Annotated in this window: 13 protein-coding genes and 2 tRNA genes; 9 read left to right on the top strand and 6 right to left on the bottom strand. The window is 48.8% G+C overall.

Annotated features, from left to right (window positions below; translation table 11 throughout):
* Window positions 1-80: 80 nt before the first annotated feature.
* The 3 genes from E0E47_RS15100 to E0E47_RS15090 all read right to left on the bottom strand — a co-directional run bounded on the left by E0E47_RS15100 (window position 81) and on the right by E0E47_RS15090 (window position 1,985).
* Window positions 81-989, bottom strand: a complete 909-nt coding sequence (locus E0E47_RS15100; protein ID WP_130894051.1) for a helix-turn-helix transcriptional regulator — start codon at window positions 987-989, stop codon at window positions 81-83.
* A gap of 815 nt (window positions 990-1,804) precedes the next feature.
* Window positions 1,805-1,875, bottom strand: a tRNA-Gln gene (locus tag E0E47_RS15095).
* Window positions 1,876-1,914: 39 nt separating this feature from the next.
* Window positions 1,915-1,985: transfer RNA gene (locus E0E47_RS15090), tRNA-Gln, on the bottom strand.
* Window positions 1,986-2,244: 259 nt separating this feature from the next.
* Here E0E47_RS15090 and rsfS point away from each other — a divergent pair.
* Genes rsfS through E0E47_RS15075 form a run of 3 tightly spaced genes read left to right on the top strand, consistent with a single transcriptional unit; the run spans window position 2,245 to window position 5,557 of the window.
* Complete coding sequence (gene rsfS / locus E0E47_RS15085) at window positions 2,245-2,604, top strand: ribosome silencing factor (RefSeq protein WP_008629788.1); 360 nt, start codon at window positions 2,245-2,247, stop codon at window positions 2,602-2,604.
* A gap of 17 nt (window positions 2,605-2,621) precedes the next feature.
* On the top strand, window positions 2,622-4,709 hold the full coding sequence (gene ftsH / locus E0E47_RS15080) for an ATP-dependent zinc metalloprotease FtsH (RefSeq protein ID WP_130894050.1): 2,088 nt from the start codon (window positions 2,622-2,624) through the stop codon (window positions 4,707-4,709).
* Window positions 4,706-5,557 (top strand): phosphatidate cytidylyltransferase, encoded by an 852-nt coding sequence (locus E0E47_RS15075; RefSeq protein ID WP_008629784.1) that lies wholly within the window; start codon window positions 4,706-4,708, stop codon window positions 5,555-5,557. The genes ftsH and E0E47_RS15075 overlap by 4 nt, the downstream gene beginning before the upstream one ends.
* 111 nt (window positions 5,558-5,668) lie before the next feature.
* On the opposite strand, the gene lpxB is transcribed toward E0E47_RS15075, so the two are convergent.
* Window positions 5,669-6,844, bottom strand: coding sequence for a lipid-A-disaccharide synthase (gene lpxB, locus E0E47_RS15070; protein WP_130894049.1), 1,176 nt, complete (start codon window positions 6,842-6,844; stop codon window positions 5,669-5,671).
* Window positions 6,841-7,617, bottom strand: coding sequence for a 5'/3'-nucleotidase SurE (gene surE / locus E0E47_RS15065; RefSeq protein WP_130894048.1), 777 nt, complete (start codon window positions 7,615-7,617; stop codon window positions 6,841-6,843). The genes lpxB and surE overlap by 4 nt, the downstream gene beginning before the upstream one ends.
* Window positions 7,618-7,823: 206 nt before the next feature.
* On the opposite strand from surE, the gene E0E47_RS15060 reads away from it, so the two are divergent.
* Genes E0E47_RS15060 through E0E47_RS15035 form a run of 5 tightly spaced genes read left to right on the top strand, consistent with a single transcriptional unit; the run spans window position 7,824 to window position 13,905 of the window.
* Window positions 7,824-8,588, top strand: coding sequence for a ParA family protein (locus E0E47_RS15060; protein ID WP_008629779.1), 765 nt, complete (start codon window positions 7,824-7,826; stop codon window positions 8,586-8,588).
* An 11-nt stretch (window positions 8,589-8,599) separates the two neighbouring features.
* The gene (locus E0E47_RS15055; RefSeq protein WP_008629776.1) at window positions 8,600-9,493 is read left to right on the top strand and encodes a ParB/RepB/Spo0J family partition protein; all 894 of its coding nucleotides are present in this window, start codon (window positions 8,600-8,602) and stop codon (window positions 9,491-9,493) included.
* Window positions 9,490-10,329: a DUF5683 domain-containing protein gene (locus E0E47_RS17700; protein ID WP_232038464.1), complete on the top strand. Its 840-nt coding sequence runs from the start codon at window positions 9,490-9,492 to the stop codon at window positions 10,327-10,329. Before E0E47_RS15055 ends, E0E47_RS17700 begins: the two co-directional genes overlap by 4 nt.
* Before the next feature lie 3 nt (window positions 10,330-10,332).
* Complete coding sequence (locus tag E0E47_RS15040; protein ID WP_008629770.1) at window positions 10,333-11,619, top strand: lytic transglycosylase domain-containing protein; 1,287 nt, start codon at window positions 10,333-10,335, stop codon at window positions 11,617-11,619.
* A 30-nt stretch (window positions 11,620-11,649) separates the two neighbouring features.
* Window positions 11,650-13,905, top strand: a complete 2,256-nt coding sequence (locus tag E0E47_RS15035) for a RelA/SpoT family protein (protein ID WP_130894045.1) — start codon at window positions 11,650-11,652, stop codon at window positions 13,903-13,905.
* 30 nt (window positions 13,906-13,935) lie between these two features.
* Here the strand turns inward: E0E47_RS15035 and E0E47_RS15030 are convergent, their stop codons facing one another.
* Window positions 13,936-14,283 (bottom strand): MerR family transcriptional regulator, encoded by a 348-nt coding sequence (locus E0E47_RS15030; protein WP_008629767.1) that lies wholly within the window; start codon window positions 14,281-14,283, stop codon window positions 13,936-13,938.
* A 110-nt stretch (window positions 14,284-14,393) separates the two neighbouring features.
* Here E0E47_RS15030 and alaS point away from each other — a divergent pair, with 110 nt between their 5' ends.
* On the top strand, window positions 14,394-17,009 hold the full coding sequence (gene alaS / locus E0E47_RS15025; protein WP_130894044.1) for an alanine--tRNA ligase: 2,616 nt from the start codon (window positions 14,394-14,396) through the stop codon (window positions 17,007-17,009).
* The last annotated feature ends 5 nt before the right edge of the window (window positions 17,010-17,014 follow it).

The raw sequence follows: 17,014 nt of genomic DNA, 5'->3' as shown, positions 1-17,014 counted from the left end.
TAATCTTGCTTTTTTCATTATATTTCTTGATTTATGGGCAAAAAATAACCGTTACATTGCTGTAACGGTCTCTATATCGGTCAATCATCATATTTTGAGAGTAATTGTATTATCCTTTCCTTAATCTTGTTTCGCAATGAAAGTGGAGACAACACCTCTATGTATTCTCCATAGCTCATTATCTTGTTTTCTAACTCTGGATTTATTATGAGATGCAGTGTTATTATATCTCCGTTTATACTTTGTGAGGAGTGTATCGGCAAAGATTGGATATAAGGCAGCATAACGGCAGATACTTTCAGCCTTACTTCCTCTATCGGGGCATTGGGATTGTTAGCAGGTTCATACACCAGCCCATATACATTATCAAACTTCTTTGCTTTCTGCTCCAATTCTTCTCTACGTTGGAATACCTTGTCTGTAATCCGTATTTGTCTGATTCTGTCAAGTCCGAATGTGCGGAACACTCCCATATCCTCACAATAGGCGAACAGATACCACATTCCCTCAAATTCTTTCAAGAGATAAGGTTCTACGGTATATTGCTTTTGTTCTTCCGTCTGATAGCTAAGATGGTCAATACTGATAACCATACATTGCTGTACTGCTTGCAACAATACACCTATATTCTCTACTCCTTTAGCATGCGGATTGGGGCTTATTGACAGATATTTCAGCAGCTTTTGCCTATCCTTGATATTGGATAATATCACATCTGAACTTTCAGCTAATCCGAGAAAGTACAGCAGTTTATCCATATCCATGCTACAAGTTTCATCAATATAATAGCCGTTCTTTTTGCTGTCATAGATAACCTCTACATCAAAGTTACTCCTAATATCTGCCATATCACGTTGCAATGTCCGCAATGTAACGGCAATGTCGTTCCGCTCCAAGTATTGCAACAATACGGATGCACTTGGGTGGTCTCCTCTCATAATCCTACGAATGATAAGATAGTCTCTTCTTATAGTATTTTTATTGTTCATAGTTGATTGTTTATCAGTAATATAATATCAAGAATCGTTCCTTGATAACTCAATATGACAAGCCGTCATATCAAGGATATGCGATTTCTATATCGGCAAATATACGGAATACTCCACGACAATACTCGTCATATCAAAAGAATATTGCAGGCAAATCACTGTAAATACAGGCTTGACAAGTCGTCATATCTATATTGTGGGCTTTGATTGGTCTCCGATTGGTCTCAGAGCCCAATGTAGCTCTTGATATAAGGAAATATATCCCTTTTAGCACACTATCAATGGCACTAATTGGCACTTCTTGGCACTTGTAAACTGTTACAAGCCCAATCGTAGCAAGGTCTTTCGCAGGCTGAGTGCCAAGTGCCACGAGTGCCGTATATTGTAATATCAGGGATATAGGGGCATTATAATAGTATCATATAATATCAGAAAGTATCATCATTTTGGGCTCTATTTGGGGCTCTCAAAAAATAAGAAAAGCCCTAAGATATTGTTTCTTAGAGCTTTTCTTTGATTGGTTGTTGGACTACCAATCCTTCAATTATCATTCTGTACTGCATTCTATTGATACTTGTTGATACATTAATTAATATCACTATTGTTGATTATTAGTAGCGATAAGTATCATTAGATTGCATAAGTAATCTCAATATTGGGCTCTGTATTGGGCTCAACTAAAAATTATCATATTATGGTTATAGTTATAATTGTATAGTGTCAGGAAGTATCATCATTTTGGGCTCTATTTGGGGCTCTCAAAAAATAAGAAAGCCCTAAGAAATTGTTTCTTAAGGCTTTTCTTTGATTGGTTGTTGGACTACCAGGATTCGAACCTGGAAAAACAGGACCAGAATCTGTTGTGTTACCATTACACCATAGTCCAATCTTCCACAAAAAACAGATGCCACCGGCACTGTTGCAGTTGGGCTACCAGGATTCGAACCTGGAAAAACAGGACCAGAATCTGTTGTGTTACCATTACACCATAGCCCACTGTCCTTTTTGCGAGTGCAAATTTAGCGACTTATTTTTGAACCCACAAATTTTTATACCCTTTTTTCATGCGGGAACTGCCGTATCCACATAAATCCCAATCCACAGCAGCCGCCCTATGTTTCCGGGCGTACCGCCACGCACAAACCGGATTATATTATCTAAAAAAGATAAAAAGCAAAGGGTTTTGAGCCTAAAAATTGGAATGATAACATATTATATACTATCTTTGCCCGACAATTTATGTATGGATTAACGCATGAACGAAACGCAACAATTAGTAAATGCCATCACGGAAGGCATACAGGAAAAGAAAGGAAAGAACATCGTCGTAGCCGACTTGACGAACATAGGCGACACCATCTGCCAATATTTCATCATCTGCCAAGGGAACTCTCCCTCACAAGTGCGGGCGATAGCGGAATCCATAGAGGAATCCGCGCGGCTCAAAGCGCACGCCAAACCTGTAGCCGTGGACGGATTGAGGAACGCCGAATGGGTGGCAATGGATTATACGGACATCATCGTACATGTCTTCCTGCCGCAAACACGAGAGTTTTACGACATCGAACACCTATGGGAAGACGCGCAACTGACCGCGCTTCCCGACATTGACTAAACTCATCCTAAAACATCATGAACGAAAAAGAGAACAAGAATAAGATGCCCCGGTTCAACATGAATTGGATATACGGCATAATCATCGTGATATTGGTATACCTCTTCTTCACGGGAACGGGAGGAAGTTCCACCAAAACGGTGGACTACACGACTTTCGAGACTTACGTCAAAAAGGGTTACGCCACCGGAATCATCGCCCAAAAAGACAAGGGCGTGTTGCAAATGGGAGTCAAAAAAGAGCACCGCGCTGACGTGTTCGGCACAAACGATGTCAAAGGCATCGGAGGCCTGCCCGTCATCAGCGTGGAATATGCCGATAACAAAGCATTACTCGATTTGGTACATGAAGCACAAAACACCGGTGCGTTCAAGGGCACGTTGAAATACGAGCAGAGCAGCGACTTCATGAGCAATATCTTCTGGAACTTTTTCCCCTTGCTCGTCATCATCGCCATTTGGGTATTCATCATGAGACGGATGAGCGGCGGAAGCCCGACGGGGAGCAGCGTATTCAGCGTAGGGAAAAGTAAAGCCAAGCTCATAGAGAAAGGCGAAGCCACGAGAGTGACTTTCAAGGACGTGGCCGGACAGGCCGGTGCCAAAATGGAAGTGGCGGAAATCGTGGAGTTCCTCAAGAACCCAAAGAAATTCACCGATTTGGGAGGCAAGATACCCAAAGGAGCTCTGTTGGTAGGCCCTCCGGGAACGGGTAAGACATTATTAGCCAAGGCCGTGGCCGGAGAAGCCAACGTACCGTTCTTTTCCCTCTCGGGTTCCGACTTCGTGGAAATGTTCGTTGGCGTAGGAGCCAGCCGCGTACGTGACTTGTTCCGTCAGGCCAAAGAAAAATCCCCGTGCATCATCTTCATCGACGAAATCGACGCCGTGGGACGGGCACGTGGAAAGAATCCTGCCATGGGAGGAAACGACGAACGGGAAAACACATTGAACCAGTTGTTGACCGAAATGGATGGTTTCGGCACCAATAGCGGCGTCATCATCCTGGCTGCCACCAACCGGGTGGACATTCTGGACAAAGCCTTGCTGCGTGCCGGACGTTTTGACCGTCAGATACACGTGGACCTGCCGGACCTGAATGAACGGAAAGCCGTATTCAAAGTCCATCTCCGTCCGGTGAAAACGGACAGCACGGTGGACATTGACTTGTTGGCCCGCCAAACACCGGGTTTCTCCGGTGCCGACATCGCCAACGTATGTAACGAAGCCGCCCTGATTGCAGCCCGGCATGGGAAAAAGGCCGTGAGCAAAGATGACTTCTTGAGTGCCGTGGACCGTATTATCGGAGGATTGGAAAAACAGACCAAAGTCATGACGGTGGAAGAAAAACAGACCATTGCCTTGCACGAAGCGGGACATGCCACCATTTCCTGGTTCCTGCAATACGCCAATCCGCTGATTAAAGTGACCATCGTGCCGCGCGGACGTGCACTTGGCGCAGCCTGGTATTTGCCAGAGGAACGACAGATTACGACCAAAGAGCAGATGCTCGACGAAATGTGCGCCACATTGGGCGGCCGGGCTGCCGAAGAATTATTCACGGGTCACATCTCTTCCGGTGCGTTGAACGACCTAGAGCGCGTGACCAAACAGGCTTACAGCATGATTGCTTATCTGGGTATGAGTGAGCGGCTGCCGAACCTCTGTTATTACAACAACGACGAATACAACTTTACGAAGCCTTATTCCGACCAGACCGCACAACTGATTGACGAGGAAGTGAAGCAGATGATTGCCGAACAATACGAACGTGCCAAGTCCTTGTTGCGCGAACATCAAGAGGGACATGCGGAACTGGCAAAAATACTGGTGGAGCGCGAAGTGATTTTCGCCGAAGACGTGGAGAAGATTTTCGGCAAACGTCCGTGGACTAGCCGCACGGAAGAATTGCTTAGCATGAACGAAGAACTCCCGGGAGACGAGATGGCTCAGGATGCTGACGAGCAAAAAGAGGAACAGCCTGCGACTGCCTCGGAGGAGCAACCGACGGATATGCTATCCGAACATCCTACGGAAACCACGGCACAAGCAGACGCTCACGAGGCTGAAAAACCGCAAGACGCACAAGCCCCTAAAGAAAAATGACCGATAAAATAAAGAATTTATGTCTCCGCACAGCCACCGGTATCGCTTTCGTAGCGGTACTGGTGGGCGGTATTTTATGGAGTAACGTCACGTTCACCCTGCTCTTTGCCGTGGTAACGGGCCTGAGCGTACGGGAGTTTTGCCAAGTGGTGAACCGGCGGGCCGACGTACAAACCAATGCAGTGATTTGTACGGTGGCCGGAATTTACCTCTTTTTGGCCGTTTCGGGCTTTTGCAGCAACCTTACCCCTTCCGGGGTATTCATCCCGTATCTGCTATCAGTGGTGTACCTGTTGGTCAGTGAACTTTACCTGAAAAGCGAACATGCACTGAACAATTGGGCCTATACCATGATGAGCCAGATGTACGTGGCCTTGCCGTTTGCATCGCTCAATATATTGGCTTACCAACCCGAAGCGTCTTACAGCATCGGTGTGGCCTATGCGGGCATGCTGCCGTTTTCCGTATTCGTATTCCTTTGGGCCAGTGACTCCGGAGCTTACTGTTTCGGTTCGCTTTTCGGTCGTCACAAACTGTTTCCGCGTATCTCTCCGAACAAATCGTGGGAAGGTTCCGTAGGCGGGGGATTGGTAGCCGTAGCCGCATCACAGATTTTTGCCTGCTTCGAACCGTCGCTCGGCAGATGGGAATGGTTGGGACTGTCACTTACAGTGGTAATATTCGGCACATGGGGCGACCTTGTGGAAAGCCTTTTGAAACGGCAGTTACGAATCAAGGACAGCGGCAATATCCTGCCAGGACACGGAGGGATGCTTGATCGTTTCGACAGCTCATTACTGGCCATTCCGGCTTCTGTCATCTACCTCTACACCCTTACTTTATTATAAATTAAAGAGAAAAAGGCAACCCGGCCATGATGGCCATACCTGATACAAGAAGCGGGAACCATTTGCTCGAAGCAACGGTTCCCGCCCTTTCATTATCCGTACAGGCCTGCCTTAACGGCAGCTATCAGAAGAGGCTATCCGTTCCACGCCACGCCCCAACAGACGGAGCATGAGACTTGCCGCCTTCGCGGGCGCACCGGTATCCCCTAACTTGACAGCCATCTCTTCATAGCCCTGCAACATGGCTGTGCGTCCGTTTCCGCCGGGCAGAATCCGAGAAAGTTCCTCCCGTATATTCCCCACGCTCATCCCGTCGGCCACCAACTCCTTGACCACCTCTCGCCCGGCTATCAGATTGACCAACGAAATATAACGGACTTTCAAAATATGCCGACGCAAGAAAGAGACCAGTTTTCCGCAAGCTGTATAATAACATACCACTTGGGGCACCCGGAAAAGTGCAGTCTCCAACGTAGCCGTCCCAGACGTGACCAAAGCAGCGCAGGCATGGTGCAATATACGATAGGTCTGTCCGTACAGGATTTTCACACGGCTGCCCCGTAACACTTTTCCATAAAATTCAGGGTCTATATTAGGAGCCGCCGCCAACACCAACTCATACTGTCCGGCATAAACGGAAGCAGCCTCTACCATCATGGGCAAGTTGTCTTTGATTTCCTGTTTACGGCTTCCGGCCAACAAAGCTAAGACAGGCTTGCCCTCCAATCCGTTGTCTTCCGCAAAACGTTCAAAATCCCTTTCGTTTTCCTTTTTGTAAGCCTCCACTTCGTCCAACGTAGGATTACCCACATAATGAATAGGATAATGATGCTTACCCTCAAAGAAGTCCACCTCGAACGGAAGGATGGAAAAAAGCTCATCCACATCTCGTTTGATATTCTTGATACGATACTCCTTCCATGCCCATATCTTGGGAGAGATATAGTAATATACCGGTATGGGACTATGCGCATGCACGAATTCCGCCACAGACAAATTGAAACCGGGATAATCCACCAGAATCAACACATCGGGGTTCCACACCAAAACGTCCCGTTTGCATGCCTTCATGTTGTGCAGTATCGTACGTAGATGGAGCAACACGGGAATAAACCCCATGTAGGCCAATTCTTTATAATGACGTACCAAAGTCCCGCCCTGCGCCTTCATCAGGTCTCCTCCCAAAAAGCGGAAATCCGCTTCGGCATCCCGGGCTTTCAGTTCTTTCATCAGATGAGACGCATGCAAGTCCCCACTGGCCTCACCGACAATCAGATAATATTTCATAAAACCTCCAAGTCTTTGAGTCCGTCCATGGCCTGATAAGCCGTTACGTCCACCGTGACTGGAGTCACCGCCACATAGCCGTGTGCCAAAGCCCAAGCATCCGTATCCGTACGCTCCGGCTCCTTGTTGGTATACTCACCGGTAAGCCAAAAATACTTTCCGCCCCGAGGATGATCGGCCGCATACAACTCGTTGGACCACATCCCACGGGCCATCCTGCATACCTTCGTTCCACGGTACCCCTGTCCCGACGGTTGGGGAAAGTTTACATTCAGGCATACCCCTGCGGGCAATCCCGTTTTCAACACACGCGCCACAATGCCTCGCACGTATGGGACGGTAGGAGAAAAATCAGCGTCCTCATCGAAATCACACAAGGAAAAACCGACAGACGGGATGCCTTTCATACACCCCTCTAACACCACACCCATCGTCCCCGAATAATGCACGTTGACAGAAGAATTGTCCCCATGGTTGATACCACTGACCACCACGTCCGGTTTACGACCGGTTTCCATTTCAAGTGCCAGTTTCACACAGTCTACCGGAGTCCCGCTACACGCACAGATTTTTATGCCCGGACGTACAGCCATGACGCGATAACGTAAAGGGTCGTGCGCCGTAATGGCACAGGCAGAACCGGAACGCGCCCCGTCCGGTGCCATAACAAGAATGTCTCCCAAAGGCGACAACATATCTATCAATTCGTTCAATCCTTTTGCCTGTACTCCATCATCATTCGAGAGTAGGATAAGCGGCCTCATGTCGTTCATTTTCACCTATATTTGTTTCTACAAAAGTACGAAAAAAGGTTTAAAAGCTCAGTGCTTTCACTGAAAAACATTATCTTTGCGGCATGATGTTCCATATAGTTATTAACAATACAGTCGAGTTTTCAACAATTTAACGTTTCTATCTGCATTCTCTAAAGCGCAGTAGTCAGGAATACGTTACTTTTGTGCAAACCAAATATTAGGATATGGGAAAGATTATTGCTTTAGCAAATCAGAAAGGAGGGGTCGGAAAGACCACGACTTCGATGAATCTGGCCGCCTCTTTAGCGACATTGGAAAAAAAGGTCTTGCTTGTCGATGCGGATCCTCAGGCCAATGCATCTTCCGGTTTGGGAGTAGACGTATCAGAAATAGACTGCTCTATCTATGAATGTATCATCGACCATGCAGATCCGCGCGATGCCATCTATACTACGGATATCGAGGGATTGGACATCATTCCTTCCCACATTGATTTGGTCGGTGCGGAAATAGAAATGCTGAACCTTCCCAACCGGGAAAAAGTGCTGACGGGCATCCTTTCCCCCATGAAGGGCGAATACGATTACATTTTGATAGATTGTTCCCCTTCATTAGGTCTCATCACCGTAAACGCATTGACGGCAGCCGATGCCGTAATCATCCCGGTCCAGTGTGAATATTTCGCATTGGAAGGTATCAGCAAACTTCTCAATACGATCAAGATTATCAAATCCAAGCTCAACCCGTCTTTGGAAATCGAAGGTTTCTTGCTGACCATGTATGACAGCCGCCTGCGTTTGGCCAACCAGATTTATGATGAAGTGAAAAAACATTTCCAGGAACTGGTCTTCAAAACCGTCATCCAACGGAACGTCAAACTCAGCGAAGCCCCGAGCCACGGTCTCCCGGTCATCCTTTACGATACGGATTCCACAGGTTCCAAGAACCATTTGGCCTTGGCGAAAGAAATTATTGAAAAAGACAAATAACAGAAAAAAGAATGGCTGTACACAAGAAATACCCTGCTTTAGGACGAGGATTGGACGCTCTGATTTCCACCAAGGAAGTCCACACGGACGGTTCCTCTACCATTAATGAAATCGAACTGGACAAGATATCTCCGAATCCCAACCAACCGAGAAGGGATTTTGACCCTGAAAGTCTGCGCGAACTGGCCGCCTCCATTGCGGAAATAGGTATCGTACAACCTATCACACTCCGCAAAATGGAGGATGACACGTTTCAGATCATCGCCGGAGAACGGCGTTGGAGAGCTTCCAAACAAGCCGGCTTGCACACCATCCCGGCATACATACGTACGGCAGATGACGAAAATGTCATGGAAATGGCCTTGATAGAGAACATCCAACGCGAAGACCTGAATTCGGTGGAGATAGCACTGGCCTACCAACATCTTATCGAACAGTACAGCTTGACACAAGAAAAATTGAGTGAACGCATCGGCAAAAACCGCTCTACCATCACGAATTATTTGCGTCTGCTCCGTTTGCCCGCCCCTATTCAGATGGCTTTGCAAAACAAAGACATCGACATGGGACACGCACGCGCTTTACTCGCCTTGGACAACCCTACGCTGCAAATTAAATTATTCCAACAAATCATCCAGGAGAACCTTTCCGTCCGGAAGGTGGAAGAAATGGTCAAGGCACTCACGGAAGGCGAAAGCGTAAAAAGCGGAGGCAAAAAGATCATACCGAAAGGAGCACGCTTGCCAGAGGAATACAACGTATTGAAACAAAGTCTATCTAAATTCTTTCAAGCCAAAGTACAACTTACTTGTTCGGATAAAGGTAAGGGGAAGATTAGCATTCCGTTTGCGAACGAAGAGGAATTGGAACGTATTATCGAACTGTTTGACCGTTTAAAAAGTTGAAGTGTATTAGACTCTTATATCATCATTCACTCATCCTGCTCGGCATCTTGTTCATGCACGGTGGGGTGTCTTCAGTTTGGGGGCAAGCACCTCTGACAGCAGACAGCAGGCCTGCCGTACACGACTCTGCGTCCACCGCAGTTTCCCTGCTCACCGACACGTTGGCCGTTACGGCCAAAGACACCATCCCACCCGTTATCACCGAAACGTCCCCCACGCCCGGTGACAGTTTGCCGTCCGCAGGAACGTTGACGGACACCACCGCAACCGCATTGGATTCCACTGCCGTCGGCCTGAAAAGCGATTCATTGCTCCGCCACACGCCCCCTTTTATGGAAAAGCGTTTCATTCCCAATCCACAGCGTGCACTGTGGTTATCCCTGATTATTCCGGGAGCCGGCCAGATTTACAACCGTAAACTGTGGAAGATTCCTATTGTCTATGGAGGCTTTTTAGGATGTCTTTATGCCCTGACATGGAACAACCAGATGTATGGCGACTATTCACAAGCCTATCTGGATATCATGGATGATGACCCCAACACGAAGAGCTACGAGAACATGCTCCCGTTGAATTACAGCATTGCAGGCCGGGAAGAGCAATACAAAGAAATATTCAAGAACAAAAAGAACTATTACCGCAAGTATCGCGACATGAGCATATTCGCCATGATAGCCGTATACCTGCTTTCGGTAGTAGACGCATACGTGGACGCGGAACTCTCGTCTTTCGACATTTCCAAGGACTTGAGCCTACAGTTCGAACCTGCCGTCTTTAATTTCGGCGGACGGGGACGGGAGGCTTCGGTAGGCGTCCAATGTAATTTAAACTTTTAAACCATGATGAAGAAAATCGGATTATTCTGTATAGCAGCTTTATTGGCTACGGGGATGAAAGCACAAAACGACATCACCGTACACGACGACCAGACGGGAAAAGACGAAGTAATCGGCCTCCCGGAAGGTATGACCTACGAAATAGACAGCTTGTTGCAAGAATGGAACACCAAGAACTACCTGGGATTGGATGAGAAGTGCGAAAGTTCGGACGAGAATCCGCAATACAGCAAGGAGGAATACATCTCGCGCCTCAACCGCCTGCCCAATGTCATAGAAATGCCCTACAACGAAGTGGTACGGAAATTCATCGACCAATATTGTACACGGCTGAGACGCTCCGTATCCTACATGTTGGCAGCCAATAACTTTTACGTACCTATATTCGAGGAGGCATTGGAAAGTTACCAGTTACCCCTCGAACTGAAATACCTGCCGGTCATCGAATCCGCCCTCAACCCCGGAGCCACCTCACGGGTCGGTGCAGCCGGATTGTGGCAATTCATGATTTCTACCGGTAAAGTATATGGCCTCGATGTCAATAGTCTGATAGACGAACGTCGTGACCCCATCAAGTCCTCGTATGCCGCCGCACATTACCTGCAAGACCTCTATCAGATTTTCGGCGACTGGACTTTGGTCATTGCGGCTTACAACTGCGGGCCGGCCAATGTGAACAAAGCCATCCGACGCGCAGGAGGAAGCAGGGATTATTGGCAAATCTATCCTTATCTTCCGCAGGAAACAAGAGGTTATGTTCCGGCTTTCATTGCCGCCAATTACGTCATGAACTATTATTGCGAACATAATATATGCCCGATGACCACCACGTTACCGCCTAGCACGGACACCATCATCGTTGACCGTGACGTGCATTTCGACCAAATCGTAGCCGTATGCAACGTCAAGGCGGAAGAAGTCAAAGCCCTTAATCCGCAATATCGTACGGGCCTTATTCCGGGTGCCAAGAAAAGTTGCATTCTCCGCCTGCCCACTCACGGTATCAGCGCGTTCATTGCGGCCGGAGATTCCGTTTACACTTATAAGTCGGATGAACTGTTTACCAACCGTAGCGAGGTGGAAGTAAGCCAATCTGCAAAAAAATCATCCGCTACACGTTCACGCAGCGGCAAGAACAGCCGCAGCAAATCGAGAACCCACACCATACGCTCGGGAGAGACTCTCTCGACGATTGCGAAACGTTACGGAACGACCGTATCCAAACTCAAACGCCTCAACGGCATAAAAGGTACAAGCATACGGGCCGGGAAAACACTGAGGGTCAGATAAAACAGCTGCAAAAGAGAAAAGGAGGTAATTATGGATGACTTAGCCAAAAAGCAATTTGAGGAGGATAAAATGGTAAACGATGCCTTTCAGCATCTGATAGACACTTATTTGGCATCGCGCCACCGCAAAAAGGTGGAAATCATTACCAAGGCTTTTAATTTTGCCAAACAAGCCCATAAAGGAGTGCGCCGCCTTTCCGGCGAACCTTACATCATGCATCCGTTGGCCGTAGCCCAAATCGTATGCGGCGAAATCGGCTTGGGTTCTACCTCCATCTGCGCCGCCTTGCTCCACGACGTAGTAGAAGACACAGACTACACCGTGGAAGATATCTCCAACATCTTCGGTCCTAAAATCGCCCAAATCGTAGACGGGCTTACAAAAATATCGGGAGGCATCTTCGGCGACAAGGCGTCTGCCCAAGCCGAGTCTTTCAAGAAACTGTTGCTGACCATGAGCGACGACATCCGGGTAATCCTCATCAAGATTTCCGACCGGTTGCATAACATGCGTACGTTAGGCTCACAGCCTCCCAACAAACAATATAAGATAGCCGGGGAAACCCTTTATATCTATGCGCCGCTAGCCAACCGCCTCGGACTGAACAAAATCAAGGAAGAACTGGAAGACCTGAGTTTCCGGTACGAACACCCTGAGGAATACCAACAGATTATCGACAAACTCGCACAGACCCGCGCCCATCGTGAAACCCTCTTTGAAGATTTCACGCGCCCCATCCGCGAGGCATTGGACAAGATGGGACTTACCTATACCATCAAGGCACGCATCAAGACACCTCATTCCATCTGGTGCAAAATGCAAAACAAGCATATCGAGTTTGAAGAAGTCTACGACATTCTGGCCGTAAGAATCATCTTCGAACCCCAAAGGGCTGAGGACGAAATCAGCGAATGCTTCCGCATCTACGTGTGTGCCAGCCGTATATACAAGCCGCACCCCGAACGGTTGCGCGATTGGTTGACTCATCCGAAAGCCAATGGCTACCAAGCTCTGCATGTCACGCTTATGAGCAAGACGGGCCAATGGATAGAAGTGCAAATCCGCTCCACAAAAATGGACGAGATGGCAGAGCAAGGATTTGCCGCCCATTGGAAATATAAAGAAGGCAGCAAAACGACAGCAGACAGCGAAGACGAACTGGAAAAATGGCTCCACACCATCAAAGAAATCCTGGACGACCCACAGCCGAACGCCTTGGACTTCCTCGATGCCATCAAGTTGAACCTCTACGCCTCGGAAATCTTCGTAGTTACGCCCAAAGGGGAGTTCAAGACGATGCCGGCCGACTGCACGGCACTCGATTTCGCATTCAGTATCCACACGTTTCTCGGCAGCCATTGTATCGGTGCGAAGGTGAACCATAAATTAGTACCGCTCAGCCATAAATTACAAAGTGGCGACCAAGTGGAAATCCTGACCTCGAAAACCCAACGGGTACAGAAGGAATGGATTAATTTTGCCACCACGGCCAAGGCCAAAGGCAAAATCCAGGCCATCTTGCGCCGCGAAGAACGCGAACAGCAGAAGCAAGGAGAAGAAATGCTCAACGAATTTTTCGAAAAAGCAGAGATTGAACCCAACAGCATGAACGTGGACAAACTATGTGACTTGCACCACATCAAGTTCCGCGAAGAACTCTTTCAGGCCATAGGCACCAGAAATATCGTGTTGGGCACGGCCGACCTGAACGTACTTCATGAGAAATCAGGGAACAAGGGCAACAGTTGGACACATTTCATCCCTTTCCTGAAGAAGAAGTCTCCTTCTTCAAAAACAAAAGAGAAACCAACCCCGGAACAACCGGTCTCAATAGACCGGAAGAAAACAGTGATCCTGAACGAAGAAAACATCCAGAATTTCACCATTGCGGAATGCTGCCACCCCATCCCGGGAGATGACGTGTTGGGATATATCGACAGCGACAAGCACATTTACATCCACAAACGCCAATGCCCCGTGGCCGCCAAACTCAAAACCAGCGACGGCAACCATATTCTTGCGGCCACATGGGACGTACATAAAACGCTGTTCTTCCCCGCCACCATCAAAGTCAGCGGCATCGACAATATCGGTATCCTGCATGAAATGACCGGTGTTCTGTCCAACCAACTTAACATCAATATCTACAAATTGACCGTCACGACAAAGGATGGCATATTCGATTGCGAAATACAATTAGGGGTACACGACGTGGAAGATGTCAAAACCATCTGCAACAAACTGAAAAACATGACCGGTGTTGAAGAAGCGACAAGAATAGACTGAGGCATCCCCTCCATATACCATAGAAAGGAATCAGACCAAACCGTCTAATTCCTTTTTTATTTGCATCAACTCTTCCCGGATGCTCCGCAAGCGGGCGACAATCTCCGCATCGCGTTCCGCACCATCCTTATTATTCTTCAACGCCTTGCGAGCCGCAGCCAACTTCATGCCCTTGTCCTTGACCAAATGGCGGACAAGCCTCAGCTGATCAATGTCTTCCTGGGAATATTGACGTACGTTACGCCCTGCCTTTTTGGGAGTTATCGAGGGAAATTCTTTCTCCCAATAGCGTAGCAAAGTCTCGGACAAGCCCAACATTTCCGCCACTTCCCCTATGGAATAATAAAGTTTCAACTCCTTATTCGGATTCAGTGCCATAATTCAATTCTTTTTCCGTTCGTTTCCAGTCATTTCCTTGCAAAAGTAGGCAAAACGGCCTATCTTTGCAAAACTTTTTGGAAAATAGTAACGCATAAAATAAAAATCAAATGACTGCAAACGAAATCCGCGACTCGTTCGTCAAGTTCTTCGAGTCTAAGGGGCATCTTATTGTCCCGTCTGCGCCGATGGTCATCAAAGACGACCCGACGCTGATGTTTACCAATGCGGGCATGAACCAGTTCAAAGACATCATCCTGGGCAACCGTCCCGCCACAAGCAAACGTTGCACCGATTCGCAGAAATGCCTCCGTGTCAGCGGCAAACACAATGATTTGGAAGAAGTAGGCCATGACACTTACCACCATACCATGTTCGAAATGCTCGGCAACTGGAGCTTCGGCGACTACTTCAAGAAAGAAGCCATCGAATGGGCATGGGAATATCTGGTAGACGTGTTGAAAATTGACAAGTCCAACTTGTATGCCACCGTCTTTGAAGGTTCACCTGAAGAAGGACTGGAACGCGACAACGAAGCGGCCTCTTATTGGGAGAAGTTCCTTCCGGCCGACCACATCATCAACGGCAACAAGCACGACAACTTTTGGGAAATGGGTGCCACGGGTCCCTGCGGTCCCTGTTCCGAAATCCATATCGACCTGCGTCCGGAGGAAGAAAAAGCGAAAGTTCCCGGTCGCGAACTGGTGAACAAGGACAACCCGTTGGTCATCGAAATATGGAACCTCGTGTTCATGCAATACAACCGTAAGGCCGACCAAAGCCTAGAGCCCCTTCCGGCCAAAGTCATCGACACGGGTATGGGGTTCGAACGTTTGTGCGCCGTGATGCAAGGCAAACGTTCCAATTACGACACAGACGTGTTCCAACCCATTATCCGGGTAATCGGTGATTTATCGGATTGCCGGTACGGTGAAGACCCGAAGAAGGACGTGGCCATGCGCGTAGTGGCCGACCACTTGCGCACCATAGCTTTCTCCATTGCCGATGGCCAGTTGCCGGGCAATGCCAAAGCCGGCTACGTCATCCGCCGTATCCTGCGCCGCGCCGTACGCTATGCCTACACGTTCTTAGGGCAAAAAGAAGCTTTCATGTACAAGCTCCTGCCCGTGCTCGTGCAGGAAATGGGAAAATCCTACCCGGAATTGGAAGCCCAAAAGGTGCTCATCTCCAAAGTGATGAAAGAGGAAGAAGACTCCTTCTTGCGCACTTTGGAAACCGGTATCCGCCTGCTCGACCGTGTGATGGCCGAAACGCGCGCATCAGGGAAGACCGTCATAGACGGCGTGGAAGCATTCACGCTGTTCGACACCTACGGTTTCCCACTCGACCTGACGGAACTCATCTGCCGTGAGAACGGCATGACCGTGGACGAAGAAACGTTCCATGCGGAAATGCAGAAGCAGAAAGAACGCGCACGCAACGCCGCCGCCGTGGAAACGGGAGACTGGGTCGTAGTGAGGGAAGGAGAAACCGAGTTCAAAGGTTGGGACTACACGGAACACGAATGCCACATCCTCCGCTACCGCAAGGTGACACAAAAGAAACAGACGTTCTATCAAATCGTACTCGACTATACACCGTTCTATGCCGAAATGGGCGGACAGGTGGGCGACCGTGGTGTACTTTGTTCGGAACACGAAACCATAGAAATCGTTGACACCAAACGGGAAAACAACCTCCCGGTACATATTGCCAAGACTTTGCCCGAACACCCCGAAGCCGACTTCATGGCCTGCGTAGATACTGATTTGCGTGCTGCGAGCGAAGCCAACCACACTTGTACGCACTTGCTCGACCAGGCCCTGCGCACGGTGTTGGGCGAACATGTGGAACAGAAAGGTTCATTGGTCACCCCGGAATACTTGCGCTTCGACTTCTCCCACTTCCAGAAAGTGACCGACGAACAACTGCGCGAAGTGGAACGCATCGTCAATGCCAAAATCCGCGAAGACCTGCCCCTGCAAGACCACCGCGACATGCCGATAGAAAAGGCCAAGGAACTGGGCGCCATCGCGCTCTTCGGTGAGAAATACGGCGACCGGGTGCGCGTCGTGCAATTCGGCGACAGCGTGGAATTCTGTGGCGGTTGCCATGCCAAATCCACCGGCCGCATCGGCATGGTGAAAATCCTGAGCGAGAGTTCGGTAGCTGCCGGCATCCGCCGCATCGAGGCCATCACAGGCGAAAAAGTGGAAAACATGCTTTATACCCTGCAAGACCTGACTAACGAATTGAGAACCTTGTTCAACAATGCCCCGGACGTGAAAGCAGCCATCCTCAAATCCATTGAGGAAAACGCAACCCTGAAGAAGCAGATTGAAGAAAGCATGAAAGAAAAGGCCGCACAGGCCAAGGCACGTATCGTCTCGCAGGCCGCCATCGTAAACGGTGTTACGCTATACCGCAGCATTCTCCCCATGCCTGCCGATCTCGTGAAAGACATGGCCTTCCAACTTCGGAACGGTGCGGAAGACGCATTGGTCATCATCGGCAGCCTGCACGAAGGCAAGCCCATGCTGACGGCTGCGGCTTCAGACAATATGGTAAAGGCACACGGCATGAACGTGGGCAAAATCGTCCGCGAAGCAGCCAAGCTCATTCAGGGCGGTGGCGGCGGACAGCCCCACTTCGCCACAGCCGGCGGCAAGAATGCCGACGGGCTGAGCGCGGCCGTAGACAAGTTCGTCGAACTGGCGGCATTATAAACCGC

The organism is Paraprevotella xylaniphila YIT 11841, from assembly GCF_900683745.1.
GTDB classification, from domain to species: domain Bacteria; phylum Bacteroidota; class Bacteroidia; order Bacteroidales; family Bacteroidaceae; genus Paraprevotella; species Paraprevotella xylaniphila.
Note: the sequence above shows the minus strand (reverse complement) of the source record. Positions and strands in the feature narration are given on the sequence as shown.